The sequence below is a fragment of the Spirosoma aerophilum genome, assembly GCF_054782495.1.
Map to the genome: position 1 here is coordinate 132,391 of NZ_BAAGSJ010000012.1, position 16,198 is coordinate 148,588.

15 protein-coding genes are annotated in these 16,198 nt (G+C 50.7%); 6 read left to right on the forward strand and 9 right to left on the reverse strand.

Going from position 1 to position 16,198, the window contains the following annotated elements; all coding sequences use genetic code 11:
• Positions 1-346: 346 nt before the first annotated feature.
• The gene (locus ACYVK4_RS11490) at positions 347-1,264 is read left to right on the forward strand and encodes an alpha/beta fold hydrolase (RefSeq protein WP_461127651.1); all 918 of its coding nucleotides are present in this window, start codon (positions 347-349) and stop codon (positions 1,262-1,264) included.
• A 98-nt stretch (positions 1,265-1,362) separates the two neighbouring features.
• Here the strand turns inward: ACYVK4_RS11490 and ACYVK4_RS11495 are convergent, their stop codons facing one another.
• Entirely contained in the window at positions 1,363-1,755 is a 393-nt protein-coding gene (locus ACYVK4_RS11495) for a DUF4142 domain-containing protein (protein ID WP_461127652.1), read from the reverse strand.
• 21 nt (positions 1,756-1,776) lie between these two features.
• Positions 1,777-1,953, reverse strand: a complete 177-nt coding sequence (locus ACYVK4_RS11500) for a hypothetical protein (RefSeq protein WP_461127653.1) — start codon at positions 1,951-1,953, stop codon at positions 1,777-1,779.
• 414 nt (positions 1,954-2,367) lie between these two features.
• Here ACYVK4_RS11500 and ACYVK4_RS11505 point away from each other — a divergent pair, with 414 nt between their 5' ends.
• The 3 genes from ACYVK4_RS11505 (at position 2,368) to ACYVK4_RS11515 (ending at position 5,156) form a co-directional block, all read left to right on the forward strand.
• On the forward strand, positions 2,368-2,976 hold the full coding sequence (locus ACYVK4_RS11505) for a class I SAM-dependent methyltransferase (RefSeq protein ID WP_461127654.1): 609 nt from the start codon (positions 2,368-2,370) through the stop codon (positions 2,974-2,976).
• A gap of 329 nt (positions 2,977-3,305) precedes the next feature.
• Positions 3,306-3,881 carry a helix-turn-helix domain-containing protein gene (locus ACYVK4_RS11510; RefSeq protein ID WP_461127655.1) on the forward strand — a complete coding sequence of 192 codons (576 nt, stop codon included), beginning with the start codon at positions 3,306-3,308 and terminating at the stop codon, positions 3,879-3,881.
• A 6-nt stretch (positions 3,882-3,887) separates the two neighbouring features.
• The gene (locus ACYVK4_RS11515; RefSeq protein WP_461127656.1) at positions 3,888-5,156 is read left to right on the forward strand and encodes a hypothetical protein; all 1,269 of its coding nucleotides are present in this window, start codon (positions 3,888-3,890) and stop codon (positions 5,154-5,156) included.
• 296 nt (positions 5,157-5,452) lie between these two features.
• On the opposite strand, the gene ACYVK4_RS11520 is transcribed toward ACYVK4_RS11515, so the two are convergent.
• From ACYVK4_RS11520 to ACYVK4_RS11550, 7 genes are all read right to left on the reverse strand, one after another.
• Entirely contained in the window at positions 5,453-6,061 is a 609-nt protein-coding gene (locus tag ACYVK4_RS11520; protein WP_461127657.1) for a DUF1579 family protein, read from the reverse strand.
• Positions 6,062-6,395: 334 nt separating this feature from the next.
• Entirely contained in the window at positions 6,396-7,223 is an 828-nt protein-coding gene (locus ACYVK4_RS11525) for a helix-turn-helix domain-containing protein (RefSeq protein ID WP_461127658.1), read from the reverse strand.
• Positions 7,224-8,246 (reverse strand): aldo/keto reductase, encoded by a 1,023-nt coding sequence (locus ACYVK4_RS11530; protein ID WP_461127659.1) that lies wholly within the window; start codon positions 8,244-8,246, stop codon positions 7,224-7,226.
• A gap of 216 nt (positions 8,247-8,462) precedes the next feature.
• Positions 8,463-8,900, reverse strand: coding sequence for a hypothetical protein (locus tag ACYVK4_RS11535; protein ID WP_461127660.1), 438 nt, complete (start codon positions 8,898-8,900; stop codon positions 8,463-8,465).
• 180 nt (positions 8,901-9,080) lie between these two features.
• Positions 9,081-9,533, reverse strand: coding sequence for an LIC_13387 family protein (locus ACYVK4_RS11540; RefSeq protein WP_461127661.1), 453 nt, complete (start codon positions 9,531-9,533; stop codon positions 9,081-9,083).
• A 218-nt stretch (positions 9,534-9,751) separates the two neighbouring features.
• Positions 9,752-10,138 carry a helix-turn-helix domain-containing protein gene (locus ACYVK4_RS11545; protein ID WP_461127662.1) on the reverse strand — a complete coding sequence of 129 codons (387 nt, stop codon included), beginning with the start codon at positions 10,136-10,138 and terminating at the stop codon, positions 9,752-9,754.
• A gap of 12 nt (positions 10,139-10,150) precedes the next feature.
• The gene (locus ACYVK4_RS11550; protein WP_461127663.1) at positions 10,151-10,447 is read right to left on the reverse strand and encodes a type II toxin-antitoxin system HigB family toxin; all 297 of its coding nucleotides are present in this window, start codon (positions 10,445-10,447) and stop codon (positions 10,151-10,153) included.
• Positions 10,448-11,041: 594 nt separating this feature from the next.
• Between ACYVK4_RS11550 and ACYVK4_RS11555 the strand changes: the two genes are divergently transcribed.
• Positions 11,042-13,249 carry a tachylectin-related carbohydrate-binding protein gene (locus tag ACYVK4_RS11555; RefSeq protein ID WP_461127664.1) on the forward strand — a complete coding sequence of 736 codons (2,208 nt, stop codon included), beginning with the start codon at positions 11,042-11,044 and terminating at the stop codon, positions 13,247-13,249.
• A 159-nt stretch (positions 13,250-13,408) separates the two neighbouring features.
• Positions 13,409-16,006 (forward strand): hypothetical protein, encoded by a 2,598-nt coding sequence (locus ACYVK4_RS11560; protein ID WP_461127665.1) that lies wholly within the window; start codon positions 13,409-13,411, stop codon positions 16,004-16,006.
• Positions 16,007-16,198: the final 192 nt, after the last annotated feature.

A 16,198-nucleotide genomic window follows, 5' to 3' on the forward strand; every position in this document is an offset into this window, starting at 1 on the left:
ATCCCTATTAAAGGCTGGTTTTAATAGTCAGTAAAGAAAACGGTCTTTTACTCTACTGATGGATTAACACGCTGAATACAGCTTATTTTGTTCCATTTCAAGGCAGATAACTTGGTTAAACAATTAAAGTAAGCTAAGCTGTGTCGAATATTGAGTTTTCTAACTCCATATTTTCATATTGGCCCCGTTTTGCAGTATAGACCTACGTATAAATATGGACGAGTTGCAAAATCGTCCGCCCATCACACCTGAGCCGGAATCACTTTTTAAAACCAACGCGTCCTGATCGGAGTTGAGTCAGCGGGTCTGTCACCTGACAGTACGATCCATTAAACCGAAACGACCCATGACAATGCACTACGTCCGGCGAGGCACCGGCACACCCCTACTCTTAGTTCACGGGATTGGTAGTAGCCACCGGTCGTGGGATCTGATCATCGACGGCCTGGCCACCAAACGCGACGTTATCGCGGTAGATTTACCCGGCTTCGGAGCCACACCACCCCTGACAGGCGAGACCTCCATTCGTACCCTTGCCGACGCCGTGACCGATTTTCTGGCCAATAATAATCTGACGGGCATCGACGCCGTCGGCAGTTCGATGGGCGCGCGGTTAGTGATCGAACTAGCCCGGCGGGGCGGGGTGCTGGGTGCCGTCGTGTCGCTCGACCCGGGTGGTTTCTGGCAGGGCTGGGAAATTCCGTTCTTTTACCACTCCGTGCGGTTATCAGCCCAGCTCGTCGGCACATTACAACCCGCACTGCCTTTTCTGACCGGCAACCCCGTTGGCCGGACCTTGCTGTTCGCTCAGTTTTCGGCGGCTCCCTGGAAAATCCCCGCTCCGGTAGCGCTACAGGAATTGCGAACGTTTGTGCCCACGCCCGCATTCAACGAACTATTGGACAATCTGGCCCATGGCGAAAAACAGCAGGGTGCCCCGGCGGGTCTCATTCAACAGCCGTTAGTTATTGGCTGGGGACGCCGGGACCTGGTTTGTCTGCCCGGTCAGTCGAAGCTCGCACTAAGTTTGTTCCCCGATGCGCAACTGCACTGGTTCGCCAACTCGGGTCACTTTCCCCAACTCGACGTTCCTGAAGAAGCAATACAACTGATTCTGGACGTGACCGACGGAACGTATCAGGCTCAACCGGAGCGGACTGAGGCCCCAGTGGAGGTGAAGCCCCCAAACAACGTACTGATTGGTGTAGGTGTCGCCGTTGTGGTGGCGGGCCTGTTTCTGGCACTTCGCAGCGCCAGGTGGTAATCTCGGACGACGAGAGAGAAATCCGAGGCTACAAAAAAGACTGACCCGGCCTTCTCAGGCGAAAAGTCAGTCTTTTTTGTCAACTAGTCCTCGCCAGATCAACCCTTTAGCTGCTGATCCAAAATCTGTTTGGTTAGCGCAACATGTTCCTTAAACACGGCCAGGGCCAGAGTCGCTAAATGCCGCGTCTGACTTTCGGCAGAGCTAGTTTTGCCCATTGAATTCTTCAAATAATTCTGGGCCAGATCCCGTAAGAATTCGTGGTTTTCGAGTTGGGCCTGGATATACGCTTTGTCGAAGGCAGCACCGGTGGCCGTTTTGATTTTAGTCAGCGTTGCCTGGGCCTTGGCGTTCATGGCTGGTACGGGGGTACCCAGATCTTTAAGTACAGACGTAACGGCCTTGGCTTCTTCCAACTCAAAACCAGCAAACTCCTTGGCGTACTTGTTGGCGGCTTTGCTCACGGCAATCTGACTAGTTGCCAGTGACAACTCGGCAGGCCCGAGAACCTTCTACCGAAATTCCTTTTCCGAGGCTGCCGTAGGCGAATCATCTACCAGAATGGCTGCTTCGCTTGTAAGCGAGGTTAGCAACGAACCCAGGAGAGACATACCACCACTAAGGGCAAGACCACCTGTTACTGACTTTTTAAAAAAGGTTCTGCGGGGCGTTGAGTCTGTGTTACTCATAAGCGTATCTTAGTTAAGTTTAGTGCCGGATGACCCGGCTTGATAGGATATACTTAGTTCCCTATCAATTAAATAGGCTTAATTGAATAATAAATGAGTATTTTTTTGCCAGGAGTGAGCAGTATTATCAAGAGTGGGTGTAATACGTATGAAATGCCTCAACCCTCTTAAATTCCATTTGCGGGGTTATTTTGGTATTGGTCGGCCAAAAACTGATTCACTCCGCCTTATTCGGGTTCATTGAAAAGGGGATAAAAGCAAGATTGCCGGGTTTGCAATTTTACAAATCACTTTGCCAGTAAAATAGTGTTTGTTGGTTCGTATGCTACGATTTAGGGTTGACAGTTGTTAAAAACAATCGTCGCATAAATCGCTCGGTTTCTCGCTAAAGGGGTACTAGCAATTTAAATTCAAATGCTCTCCGCTATTCTTGATAGGAAGGCAATGGATAAATCAAACGGCTATGAAGCCATAGTGGCTCGCTTTAGCACCAGGCGCGCACTAGCCATCGGCCAGGCATCGGTTCGGTATTGGGCCCAAACATTGCCCCCAAACGCTACGGTGCTCGACTTGGGCTGCGGATCAGGGATGCCAATTACTCGAATACTGCGAGAGGAAGGCATGCAAGTGTATGGTATTGATGCCTCCCCAACAATGATCCAAACGTTCCAACTCAATTTCCCCTCTTCGCCTGCTGCCTGCGAAGCCGTAGAAGATTCTTTATTTTTCAACCGCCAATTTGATGCCGCGATCGCCTGGGGGCTGTTGTTTCTCTTACCTAGGGAAGTACAGGTACTTGTGCTACAAAAAGTAGCGGCTGCCCTATCGACTGGTGGCAAGCTGTTGTTTACCGCCCCCTCACAAGCCGTCAAGTGGACCGATGTGCTGACGGAACAGGAGGCTCTCTCGCTAGGAGCTGAGCAGTATAAAACGTTATTAGCAGCGTCTATGCTCTTCATCGTCGAGGAATTCGACGATGAAGGAGGAAACCATTATTATCATGCCGTCAAAGTAGATCAGTAGGCCTTTAATAAGTAGAAAAGGCAGCGATTGCTGAGGACAGGGCGGCAATACTTTTCACAGCAAACGCTCCTAGGCGAGCCGACTATGCGTTCATTCAGTTGCTCTCTTCTTAATTTGGGCGTTTAATTAGACGGATAATACTCTTTCAAGCATTTTCCAACTAGATCAATGCAGCCAGTTTAAAGCTGAGATTGCTCAGGATCATCGTACCGTTGGGCAAATCCAACGCCAATGCTTTTCCTAGGACAAAAATACCGTAGAAATGTTAGCCTAAAACCGGCAGCTACCGTGCGGTTTCAAACTACATTTGGCTTAAAAACAGCCCGACCATGAGCAAGGGATGGTTAGCCGAAAATATTGAGTCGCTCCGAAAAAGCAAAGGCAATACCCAAGAAGCACTCGCCGATCAGTCGTCAATCAATCTGAGAACCCTGCAACGAATCGAAGCCGGACAAACTGAACCGCGCGGTAACACGCTCCGCTTGATCGCCCAAGCCTTAGAGACACCCCTGGAAGAATTACTGGATTTTACCAAAGCAACCGACCCTGATTTTCTACAGCTAATGAACTTAGCCACACTTTCCTTCTGGGTCAAACCGCTGGGCAATCTATTTCTTTCGCTTATCTTTTGGGTCATAAATCGTGATAGAATTCAAGTCAGTTATGAGCTGGGCAGGCGCATTAGTAACTTTCAGATTAACTGGTGTTTCATCACCAACGGCTTTCTCTCTATCTGGGTATTCAGTCTCTTCAGCCACTCCCGGTTTGTACTTTCTCCCTTTATCATACTTCCGATTATTCTTGTGCTCTACCTGGCAAATTCCATTATTATTTCGATGGCAACCTGGCCACTTAAGCGGAATCGTAAAACGGTATATTCGGTCAGTTTTACCTTTTTACGTTAAGCTACGATGAACACACATTTTATCACCTGGCCAACCTGGATCGGCCTACTACTGTTGTCGCTGTGCGTAGTCGATCCTGCAGCCGCTCAGGTCGACCAGCAACGTGCCGACAGCTATTTCAGGGAGGCCACTGTTATCTGTCAGCGCGACAGCGGACGGTTATGGGGAGTATCCTTGTGTGGCCCAATGGTGTTCGCCGATGCCCGGACACGGACCGTCGCGACCAGTCAACCGCGTCCGGCCGACGACTGGCCCAAAGTTTTTGGGTTTACCAATGCACCGGTTGAGTGGGGCCATACACGTTGGGTCACCTATACGTGGGAGTTCACGACTGCTCTGCCGAATGCGCGTGTACGGCGCGAGTTTATGTTGCACGAGTTGTTTCACCGCATCCAACCGGACCTGGGACTGATGCCCCTGTCGGGACAGAACGCCCATCTGGATACGTTTGAAGGACGAATCTGGTTGCGGCTTGAGTGGCGCGCCCTGTCGCGGGCACTGGCTCAATCGGGTGAGGGCCGCAAGCACACACTAAGTGATGCTGCCGCTTTCCGATTAAAACGGCGTTCGCTGTTTGCCAATGCTGCCCAGAACGAGCGCGTCGAAGAAATCCGGGAGGGTCTCGCCCAATACACCGGCATCGTCGTCACCGCCGACTCGCGGGCCGATGCAATCGCCAGCACGATTGACCATTTAGCTGCGGCTGATGGGCACGAGACATTTCTGCAACAAGCCTATGCTGCCGGTACGGCGTATGCGGTTCTTCTGGATGAGGCATCGGCAGATTGGCGACGCAATGTGCGTAGCGACTCCGATCTGGGGCAGATGCTGATGGGGGCTCTGGCTATCAGCCCGACTCCTGACGCGGTCGAAGCTTCGGTGCGTTACAGTGGCCCGGAAATTCGCTCGGCCGAGCAGGCGCGCATTGAGCAGCGACGAACCCGCCAACTCGAACTGCGGAACCGCTTTGTTGATGGTCCTGTGCTTATAGTTCCGTCAGGCGGTGGCACTACGTTTAACGCGGTCGGCGCCACGCCCATTCCTGGGGTAGGGACGGTGTTTGTCTTGCCATATCGTACCAAAGCTGAGTGGGGCACATTGGAGGCAACGAAGGGCGTGCTGATCAGCGAGGACGGCAAGCGGGTGTTGGCGGGACCGATTCACATTGACGGCACCACCCTCCGTGGCGAGGGTTGGACGGTGACGGTCGGTGCCGGGTGGAGCGTGCAGTCTGGGCCTCGCTTCAGCGATCACCAGCTGCTTCGCAATCCCTAGTAGGTGACTGGGAAATCCTACCGATAGGCTGTCTAACACTCCGTTGCTGTCAACGAGCTGCGCGCAGGGAAAACCTACGTCTAAGCGGCGTTTCTTAGTTGGCTCGCGGCTGAATGGGCAACCGTCAGTATATACTGTCAACGTCATGACTTCACCTGATAGAGGATGGATTCCTGCATTAGTAGCCACAGGTCACTTCATCTCATTAAATGCTCCTTTATATAGCTTATCAATCGGTAGGTAGGCAAAGTCTTGTTGAAAGAGGTGCAGTGGGCTGTGATCATGCGCCCAACTCCTCATTTGGCCATGGTTTTGCTATAGATCAATTCTCTGGTCTTTTTCAGACTACCGTTTTGATCCTCATAATACTCCTCCCTATACTGATTGGGGTCAATCAGATGCACTATTTTCCGGTGTTTTTGCTTTAAACCCGGGACTAATTCCTGTTCCCACTCGTAGGTGAAAACTTTGCTTTGGGCGTCATACTGGCCCATTTGTTGAGCCGCATCGCTACCGATGTGGTTGTTGATGGCCGTGGTCACATAGCGTTTGCTCACATTATCATACCCCTCAATCTCTAAGCCCTGATAGGTGGCCAGCTTGGTTTTGCCATCCGCAATGGGAATCGGCAGTTGGCCCCCGGTAATGGCTACCTGAAAGAAGCGCCCTTCAAAGATGGCTGTTCGGACCAGAGTTCCTTTTACAAACGGCAGGTTCTTGTCTTGAAAAGTCCAGCTTCCAACCAGACTGGCCAGGATGGCATGCGGAGGGCCTGGCCTGGAGTAGTCCAGCAGTCGGGCCATCGTTTCCTGCTCTTGGCTGGGGGCTTTGGCGGGTGATTGCCCTGGGGCCCAATTGGCCATACCGAGGAAGATAAATAGGAGTGCACTACTAGCAATTTTCATGGGTTTGTAAGGGGTCTGGCAACGAAGTACGAATCGGTGCTCAAGATAGCGAGATTGAACAGCCTATTTGGCAGGATTTGAGGGAATGGAACGACTGGGTGCATTGAGTCCCACTCCTGAGTCGTATGTGCGAGCCCCAGTAAGCCCGCCAGAAGGACTTTCATCTAGGTTAGACAGTTACTAGGGGCGTTTTATGGACGACAGGTTGAGCCGTATGCGGCTGATTGGCTTGGCCAGAGATTAAAAATAACTGTCTCACAATTTGCTCTTACTTGAGACGTAGATACGGTCATTGAGCAAGTACGTTAATTGAACGTTTAAAAAAACAAGGTAATCACTTCAACGAATTAGTAGCATTCAGTGAAGTGGGCGCCATACCAAATTTTTTCTTGAAGGAATACGAGAAGTGTGACAGGCTTTCAAACCCTAAATCTAAGTAAATAGATGAGGGTTTTTGCTGTTTGGCTTCCAGCAGGTGCTTCGCTTCAAGTAGCCGTTTGTCCTGAAGCCATTGACGAGGTGAAGCCCCGAACGCTTTTCCGAAATCACGTTTGAAGGCCGCCAGGCTCCGGCCAGTAAGCTGAGCAAACTTTTCAATGGGAACGTTGTAGTGAAAGTTAGTAAGCATGAACTTCTCCAGGTCGATCTTGTGAGGAGCCGAAAAGTCGAACAGTAAGTTACGAAGCCCAGGCAGCGCAAGAACTAACAGTTTGACCCCTTCCTTTACTTTTAGGATACCCATTTCCGCTGTCATTGCTTCCCCCCCGCTATGAGCATAGGGGATAATCGATTGAAAATACCCCTGCAGGAATTCGTTAGCCGGAATCAGCCTATTGGGTAGCCCCATGAATTTCTGGTTTGCCTCCAGTCTTTCTTCTAGGGCGATCTGGCGCAGCAGCTCTTCCTGCAGGGATATGACAACGGTTTCATAAACCCCGCCGGGTACCGGTGTTTTGGTGAGTGTCCCCAGCTGATGTTTTCCAACTAACAGTATTTCTCCGCCGCTCATGGAGATGGTTTGACCGGCGGTTTCCAGGGTAAACTGTCCTGAAACCTGACCGATCAAGGTATGATGATTCCAGAAACATACTTTTTCTTTCCGCTCAGCCGAACTGTAGGAATAGAAGATGACGCCCGGAAGAATTTCAGCTGGATTAGTCATTTACCGTTGTAAATAGGTGCCACCAAGTAGGCTACCCGGCGCAAAGGTCGTGCTTAATTGGTTCATTTCTTCCGCCGTAAATACAATGTTCATCGCTGCCATATTTTCCGGCAAACGCGACCGACGACTCATGCTGACCAGCGGCATAATGTCGTCACCTTGCTCCTTGACCCAGGCGATGGCAAGCTGTGTGGGTGTGCACCCTTTAAAGCGAGCCAACTGCATTAGAATGTCGACTTTTTCCAGGTTCTTCCGTAAGTTTTCACCTTGGAAACGAGAGAAATGGTTCCGGTAATCGGTTTCGGCCAGCGGTGCTTTCAGCTCACCGGTCAAAAGACCCTCCGCCGTATTGGCGAAGGCCACCACGCCGATGCCTAATTCCCTGGCTGTGGGCAGCAGTTCGCGCTCTATTTGGCGGTCGGCCAGCGAATAGCCGATCTCCAGTGCGCTAATAGGATGAACGCGATTAGCCTGACGAAGTTGGTTCGCCGTTATTTCCGATACACCAATGTAACGCACTTTACCTTCTTGAATCAGGTCGGCGACCGTTCCAATGATATCTTCCAGGGGCACGCTATCATCCATGCGGCTGGGCTGGTAGAGGTCGATAGTGTCAATACCCAACCGGGTCAGCGAGTAGTTGACAAAGTTCTTGATCGCGATGGGACGCAGATCCATTCCCAGCCACTGTCCGTTATGGAAGATGGCACCGAATTTTACGCTGATGAAGGCATCGTCTCGCCGTCCTTTAATGGCTTTGCCAATCAGTATCTCGTTATGACCGGCGCCATAAAAGTCGCCGGTATTCAAAAAATTAATCCCCTTATCCAGGGCTTCCTGGATCGTAGCGATACTTTCTGTTTCGTCCGGGGTGGAACCGCCCCAAATCGAAGACATCCGCATGCAGCCCAAACCAATTTTAGATACGGCGGGGCCATGTTGACCCAGTTGAATTTTTGTGCTGTTTTTCATGCCACAAAGATCACCGCTCACCACCCGGAAAAGGTTTCTTCCACGGCTCAATTAATTTGTCTGTATAGCTCATTTACCTTTGATCTCAAGGAGAAACCGTGGTTTTTGGCATAGATATAAGGTTGGTGAGAATTAAAAATTGCCCATGTCTGAATAGCAGTCGTCTCACAAAAACGCTCCCCTAAGTAAGACGAAGGAGTATTCAATTCTCTGTCTCCTGATTGGAGCATTTGACGAGTAAGCGCAACCAAGCTCAAACCAACTTAACTAGAGTACTTTACTGAATTCATAGGCGGGTAAGTCCTGAGCCCGGCCTAGATCTAAATACATTCGGGTCTGATTAATCAGCAAGCCAGGATCACGCACATACCAGTTATCTTCTCTGGGTTGGGCATTGGTTTTAATCAGTAGCCCAAAATCAGTCTTTACGAGGGTATAATCAACCTGGTCGGTCTGAATACCGTCTTGTATCAGGCGGATCCAGTTCTCGTCGATAATCAGTTCCACATTCGGTATGGAGGGGTTAGGAATCATCGCGGATACCTTAATCAGCTTCCACTTACCCGGTAACCACCGCTTGGCTTGTTGTAAATCCAGCGTATAATCTTTCAGGGGATAGGCCTGGGGATCAACCGGGTCTGTTTTGTGACAACTGATGATGCCAAAAGTGATTAGTAGCAACAAGCTCAACACACTGGTTTTCATTGATCAAGGGGTTCGTTCGTCTTTCTATGTGACCCCAGCCAAGGCAATACGGTTGGATCGCAGTCTGTTGAGTAATCGGCACGATAGTAGCCAAAGGCTGAAAATAGTCAGATCGCTAGTTGATCTTTTCAAATCCTTCTACTAATAGAAAGCCTGGACAGATGCATCAATACCAAAAACTTAATCGTTTACCAGGGCTAAAACGAAAGAAATCAAATAGCAAATTAGGGCCATCGATACACCTACAAAGGGAATAGTAAACCAATACGTCTTGGCTAACCAACTATAAAATCCAACCGTGAGGATTGTTAAAAAGAAAAAGAAGGGGTCGGTTTGAAGATAGCCGAAGTAGCGAAGGGCTAAATAGAAATTAAGCAATCCAATAAATAACAGCCCGCTACTGTGACTGGCATTAAACCCAATCCATGCCTTCCACATATTAATGGCCGGGTTTAGTAAAGGCGATGAGACTTTCATCTGCTGAATCATCTGCTCATTTCTGGACCAAAACGCAGTGGTAAAAAAAGTTAAATACAAGTGGATACTGCCTAAGGTAGCGATGATCAATGAGCCGGTCATCCAAAGGTATTTTGACAGCATAGTTTTTAAGGTTTGACCAAAGATAGGTTTCAAAACCAGCACTTCTCGGCTTAGGCACGAAATGGAAATGGGTCATTGATTTATCGTCTAGAATTTACCGTTTGTTTTATTTTATTGGAGCACCAGCTGAGTGAAGGGCAAATCGTTCTAGTGGTCAGGCTGATCGATTCAACACAAATAAAGTAACTTAGGAATCTACTTTGGTATTGGCTAGTCTCAAATAATGCTCCAAAAAGTGAGATGTTTTAATCTTAGGCGTGTTCCAAAATAAAGTCAGCATCGATCTTCAATTTGGTGCGTAAAGTCTTGGCCATGGCCAGGTTGACCCGGCGCTTGCCCCGTAGGATCTCGGATAAACGAGTTTCGGGCACTTCCAAAAGTTGAGCCATCTCGCGCTGTTTCATCTTCTTTTCATACATCTTGAACTCGATCATTTCCGCAATTGACTGCGGCACTTTTATGGGCATCAGGGGAATACTATCTTCATAAGCTTCGGCCCATTCCGAGAGCTGAGCAAGCTCCGTGGCTTCATCGGGGCTCAACACAGCAAAGCCCCCTCCCGCTGTCGCTTTTTGAAGCAGGATTTCAATCTGAGCCATCAGTTGCTGATAGTCGGCGTAAGTGGTTGGCTGTTGCATGGATGAAAGTGATTAAATAGTTGAGCAGTCTGGTATTTTGTCATACTGAGCATGGGTGCCCACAAAGCGGATGAATACGGTTCGTTTGTCAAAGAAAATCATCGCTACCAATCGGTAATGATTGCCTTTGATGTTAAAGACATAGTGGTCATTGCCCACATAATCGACCGAGTTGAAAGTTTGCTTGACATCGGCCAGCGATTTCCAGTCAGCGGCCTTCACAATAGCATACCAATCGTTGAGAGCCGCAGCCGCTCCGGTATGATGAAGGCCAAACTCGTTGAGAATGGTTTTGGTAATAATGACCATTAATGTCTGTTTGACTACAGATTAAAGATACAGCTTTCTTTTTACATTATCAAATATAAACTTACATATTATGTAAAACCACATATATGGATCAGCTTCTTAAAAAACTCCAGGCTTGCGTAATTCGAGGGTAGGAAGTTGAAATTCGGAGAATACTTCTAGATAAAATCAAAAACGTTTATGTGCTTGTTCCATAAATGGGGCGTTTAAGAAGACTGGACAGCCTAACGTTAATTGTTCTGAATAGCGCATAACAGGTAAAAGGCCAAATTGACTCTATGTCTGTTTCCTTACTTTAAGGATCGCTAGTCTACTGGGGTTGTACCGGTCGCTTTTTTTTATGCTCTTGTAAAATGCAAGGGTATTTAAAGCCCAAGTCGTAAGCAATTTCGCTGATTGACCGCTTACTCAAAACATTAAAACGACATATCCTATATACATACTATATTCTTTTTTTCTTGGTACGTTTAGGGCAGCGATAACTAAAAAACTCCTGTGGAAACTACTTCAGTATCTGGCCTTTCAGTCGATTTACAAGTACCCCTGCCTGTTTCTCTCGACGTACCTCCCGAGGCACCGCAGCGCTTTTCAACTTTGGATTCAGTTCCTGTTTCGGCTGAACCACACATTTTGGTTGAGCCACTCGCTACGTTCTTGCCCCGACTCGAACGGATCTCGCAACTCTCCGGCCCCACGGTAACAGTAAAAATTGCCCCTGCTGCCTTGTCAAGGCGCGTTTCGCACCGCCAGTGGCAAACTACCCTTAACGTGAGTCAGGGCGCCCGGGGTACCTGCTGGGCATTCGCCGGAATTGCTGCGCTGGAAGCCGCTTATGCCCGCATTGGCGTGCACGTTGATCTTTCCGAGCAGTATCTGTTTCATCTCTCCAAAGCTCACGAAAATCACGTGGGCGGACCGGGCATCCATTCGCTGGTGGGTTTTCAGGGCAGCGCGGATATTGTTCATCACCTCGCTTACTGGGCCGTACCCCTTTCTGTTCATGTACCTTACATTGACCAGGGGCCTCTCCAGAATCTGGCAAATTCCATTCCGGGTACCGGACGGGCTCTCTCGGGGACGGGGGGCGGTACCCGGGAACAGGCCGACTGGTTTGAATTCGATCTGCGCAATATTCCCCTGATGGGGCGATGGTTTGCTCAGTACCGCGTCAAGACGTTTGGCAAAAAAACCAACTTTACCAACGATGACATTCGCCAGACACTAGCCGATGGGTATGATGTCGTCGTGGATGTTTTCGATCGAATTAATGGAGGAGGCCACGTGCTGTTAATTCACGGATACGACGACAATGCCCAGACTTTCGATATCAAAAACTCGCAGGGTCTACCGGGCTTCGCTACGATGAATTATACCAACGATCCACAATTTACCATCCAGTATGGCTCCATGTATTTCATCACCGACGTGCAGCCCGTTCAGACGCAATGGGCAGCCATGTGGGTGGGCCGCTGGGAAACGGACCACGATGGCTGGCGCGGAAGCCTTATGATCCGACGGTTCATCGACATTCGAGGCAATGGTCGGCTTCCGGACGCCAACAGCCGGATTAGCCTGGGGACCTGGTACGCCGAAGATGGGCGGGTGCTGGATGTGGTGGGCCACTTCGTCGACGAAGGACGCGGGCTGCATTGCGCCATTGGCGGTCAGCCTTTTGAGGTATACCTGCACACCCGAGACCCCTACCGGGCCGGGGGGCGAGCCTGGTGGAACAACACGCCTTTTGGGGTCGTCCTATCGCGGGGGACGGCCGTGGGAGCCGGTTCCGGCTTTGACCGGAGTGAGTCAATTGGCATCTGGGACACCGTACACGATGGCTGGCGGGGTACATTACGCATCGGCGTCGATCCAGCGTACGTACAAGCGGCAGACGCTGTTACGCGCCGGACCTGGATTGACCCCGGCGCAACGGCCCACCGTATCGACACGCATATTGATTTCGGGGGCGACAACCGTAATCAGTATTTTCAATTGTTGATCCACACGCGCGAAGACGGTCTATTGGGAGGAGTCACCTCCTGGGGTGGTAAGGATTGGCCAGTGGAAGGGCGGCTTTCGCAGAATCTGTACACCATCACCCCGGAAGGCATGCTTAACTGGTACCGAAATACCGGTCGAGCCCGGCTGGCGCGCGAATGGGAAGGTCCAAAAGCCGTGGGAAGTGGCTGGGGCGGTTTTAAGACAGTCTTTGGTGGGGGCGACGGTGTGATCTACGCGATTACTACGGATGGCAAACTGCTGTGGTACTTCCATGATGGCCGCAACCAGGGGCAGCTTCCATGGCAGGGAGCAAAAGAAGTGGGAACCGGCTGGGCATCGTTCGCCCGGGTTTTTGCGGGTGATGGGGGCGTCATCTATGCCGTCGCCACGGATGGCCGACTGCTGTGGTATCGACATCTGGGTCGGCGGGATGGCAGCGCTCGCTGGCAAGGTCCTTTCCAGGTTGGTACCGGCTGGAACGGATTTATTGCCTTAACGGCCGGGCCTGACGGGTGTCTCTACGGCACGCAGCCTGACGGCTCCCTGCTTTGGTACCGCCATTACGGCTACGATCAGGGGTATCCCATCTGGCACGGTCCCGTGCGGGTGGGCAGCGGCTGGCAGGGTTACGATAAAATCTGGGCGGTTGGGAATGGGTATGTCTATGGGCGCACGGCGGCTAATGGCGGTGACCTATGGCTCTGGCGTCATCATGGTTTTCTCACGGGTGAGGCCGCCTGGACCAACGGGGTAAAAGTAGGAAACGGCTGGGGGGGCGGCATGCGGGAAGTCATTGCTACCTAGGCATTGAGGGTAAGAGTAACCCTGAATGACGTTTATCAGCGACTTTTTGAGTTGCCCGGACAGGACCCGCTGATTACCTGTCTGCCGACAGAATCGCTTAGACGAAGACCAGGGATGATGACAAATCGATTTTGAACAAAAATTTGGCAGAAGGTTTCTATGGCACGGATACAAGTTCTTCGTACAATTAGAGTTGGGCAACTTACGGGAAGCACTGATGTCGATACCCAACATCCAAAATGGCCCTTGCTGGTGGATGCCCAACAATTCCCCCTACTCAATGATACCGGGCGTTGGGGCGCTCAGGGGGCTGATCTGGGTGCGAATACGGAGCACTCCGATGGCCGACTTTATATCTTTTTCGGCGATACTACGAAAACGCAGAACAGTCCTAACCAACAGAATGCAGACCTGGTGGCCTGGACCGATGAAACAAAAGTACTCGAGCATGGAGGTCACCTTGCCCTGGGCTTGAATTTCACGCTTCCCTTTGAACCGACCTCGGTACGCGGGCAGCCAGACTGGCGTTTTTGCGGAAAATGCGGTACGCTTTTCTGGGACGGTGATGCACACTTTAAAGGCGTTTGTTCAAAAGGAGGAGCGCACGCAGCCATTGGTCTACGATTCGTGCTGCCTTTCGAGCCCACTTCAGTGCCCGGGCAACCAGAATGGCGCTTCTGCGGGAAATGCGCCGGATTATTCTGGAATGGGGAGGCAAACAAGGGGGCTTGTCCAACAGGAGGGGCGCATGACGCCATTGGCTTTCGGTTCGTTATTCCTTTTGGAACGGCTGCCGTAGCCGGGCAGCCGAATTGGCGATTTTGCGGGTATTGTCGGGGGCTATTTTGGGATGGTGATGCGAACAAGGGCCTCTGTACAGGTGCTCCGGGCGGTGGCTTTCATCTACATGGGGTGCTAAACAATTCGGGCTTGTTCGATCCCTTCAGTGCCGACCCGCCAGTTGGACAGACCCTTAGCCTTGAAGTACCAAACGGGGCATTCAGCTACGCGGGTAAAGTGTACGTTTTTGCCGGCATTGCTGATTCAAAGTACACCAATGAACCCCCGCGCTTTGGCGATCCGGTCGTAGGTGCTTACTTGGTCAGTAAAGCACGTCCTGACTTACCGGGCCCATACCACAAAGAATTTCTTTTCAGTCCACGAATAGGGTGGTGTCCAACGGATGAACGTCGCAGCACTCTGGAAAGCCACCAGCCACTAGGCTTCAAATTCATTGTACCTCATGACATACCGGTTGGCCCAACGCAGCAGGGCAGCTGGCGGTTCTGCGCAAAATGCGCCACGATGTTCTGGGATGGAGATGAAACCAGCAAGGGTGTATGCTCCCGAGGAGGGAGCCACGAAGCGGTTGGGTTCAATTACGTATTAACGCACTCTGATAAGGACGATACCCAAAACCAGGCCAACTGGCATCGGTGCCGAAAGTGCGCGACATTATTCTGGAATGGCGACCCCCGGCAGAAGGGTTTATGTCCCGGAGGAGATACCCATGAACCAACGGGTGTTAGCTTGGTTCTGCCTCATAGTAGCTTTATTGAAGATACCCATCGCCAACTAAACTGGCGCTTTTGTCGAAAGTGTGGTGGCTTGTTTTGGGATGGTGATGGTCGCTTTAAAGGTACCTGTTCCTCCGATGGCCGAGGACACGAAGCCATTGGCTTTAATTTTGCCCTGGCACATGATGTAAATGAAGATGGGCAAAACCAGCAGCATTGGCGCTTCTGTAAAAAGTGTGCCGGTCTGTTTTGGAACGGTGACCAAACGAATAAGGGGGTATGCCCCAGCGGGAACAGCCACGAGGCCGTTGGCTTTAATTTTGTGCTGCCCCATGACGTAGGTGACAATGCGCAGAATCAGCGGAATTGGCGTTTTTGTGGGAAGTGTAGCGGCATGTTTTGGGACGGCGACAGTGGTTTCAAGGGTACCTGCTCGAAAGATGGCAAAGGACACCAAGCCATTGGCTTTAATTTCGTACTACCCCATAACCCGGGAGAAGATGTTCATAATCAGGGTGGTTGGCGATTTTGCACGAAATGCGCTGGCCTGGTCTGGACGCAACAACCGGATCTTTTCTCCTGGGTGGCCCCCTGTGTCATACAAACGGCCGCCCATCCGGGTCTTCCTGCGAGTCCTCATCCACTCGGTCTGATTATGTTTGGCTTTGGTTTTTCGGCAACGCCCGGTATTCGGCTGGCCTGGATGCCGCTGAAGACGCCCAGTGCTCCTCAACTACAGGACATACTGTATTTCACCGGTAATGAAACAGAGCCATGGTCGAGCGAGGCGGATGGGGCTGCTTTACTTTTATCACGTGCCAACACGTACACCCACCTGTCGGCAGCCTGGCTGGAAGGCCCCCAGCGGTGGATTTTGCTCTACTCCAACGCCGTAGATGATTTAAGCACCCCCGATAAGTTTCAACTGCCGACGGTAGCCCGATTCGGAACCACACTTTTTGACTGGTCGGAGGAGATTGAAATTTTTAATCCCCTGCGAGAACAAGCGTATGGCAAGTACATGCACAAAATAGGCCATGATCGCATTCATCCGGACGTTCCGCCACAGCAAGACCCCACCAAGCCCGAGCATGATGGCTGGTCTTATGGCGCATTCCTGCTAAACCGGTTTACAGAATGGAATGAACACACCCGCGAATTAACTATTTACTATTTGCTTTCGCTCAGTTCACCGTATCAGGTACAATTGATGCATTCACGTTTGCTTATTCCGGACTAGTTCACCTCTCCTAGCTAATAAAGTAATGAATAAAGATCTGCTCTTCGACACATCGCACCAGGAGCAGGTCTTCGTATGCGACGAATGGCGTTTGACAAATATTAAAAAAATGGCTGTCTCTTTAAATGCTTCAACTTGAAACGAGGAAACGTTCATAAATAGGCTGAATTTTATTGGTCCGTAATTGCATGG

What these genes read in the sequence shown, in the direction of transcription:
- ACYVK4_RS11490 (WP_461127651.1), top strand. Translation starts at nt 347, where the DNA reads ATGACAATGCACTACGTCCGGCGAGGCACCGGCACACCCCTACTCTTA.
- ACYVK4_RS11500 (WP_461127653.1), bottom strand. Translation starts at nt 1,953, where the DNA reads ATGAGTAACACAGACTCAACGCCCCGCAGAACCTTTTTTAAAAAGTCA.
- ACYVK4_RS11505 (WP_461127654.1), top strand. Translation starts at nt 2,368, where the DNA reads ATGCTCTCCGCTATTCTTGATAGGAAGGCAATGGATAAATCAAACGGC.
- ACYVK4_RS11510 (WP_461127655.1), top strand. Translation starts at nt 3,306, where the DNA reads ATGAGCAAGGGATGGTTAGCCGAAAATATTGAGTCGCTCCGAAAAAGC.
- ACYVK4_RS11515 (WP_461127656.1), top strand. Translation starts at nt 3,888, where the DNA reads ATGAACACACATTTTATCACCTGGCCAACCTGGATCGGCCTACTACTG.
- ACYVK4_RS11520 (WP_461127657.1), bottom strand. Translation starts at nt 6,061, where the DNA reads ATGAAAATTGCTAGTAGTGCACTCCTATTTATCTTCCTCGGTATGGCC.
- ACYVK4_RS11525 (WP_461127658.1), bottom strand. Translation starts at nt 7,223, where the DNA reads ATGACTAATCCAGCTGAAATTCTTCCGGGCGTCATCTTCTATTCCTAC.
- ACYVK4_RS11535 (WP_461127660.1), bottom strand. Translation starts at nt 8,900, where the DNA reads ATGAAAACCAGTGTGTTGAGCTTGTTGCTACTAATCACTTTTGGCATC.
- ACYVK4_RS11545 (WP_461127662.1), bottom strand. Translation starts at nt 10,138, where the DNA reads ATGCAACAGCCAACCACTTACGCCGACTATCAGCAACTGATGGCTCAG.
- ACYVK4_RS11550 (WP_461127663.1), bottom strand. Translation starts at nt 10,447, where the DNA reads ATGGTCATTATTACCAAAACCATTCTCAACGAGTTTGGCCTTCATCAT.
- ACYVK4_RS11560 (WP_461127665.1), top strand. Translation starts at nt 13,409, where the DNA reads ATGGCACGGATACAAGTTCTTCGTACAATTAGAGTTGGGCAACTTACG.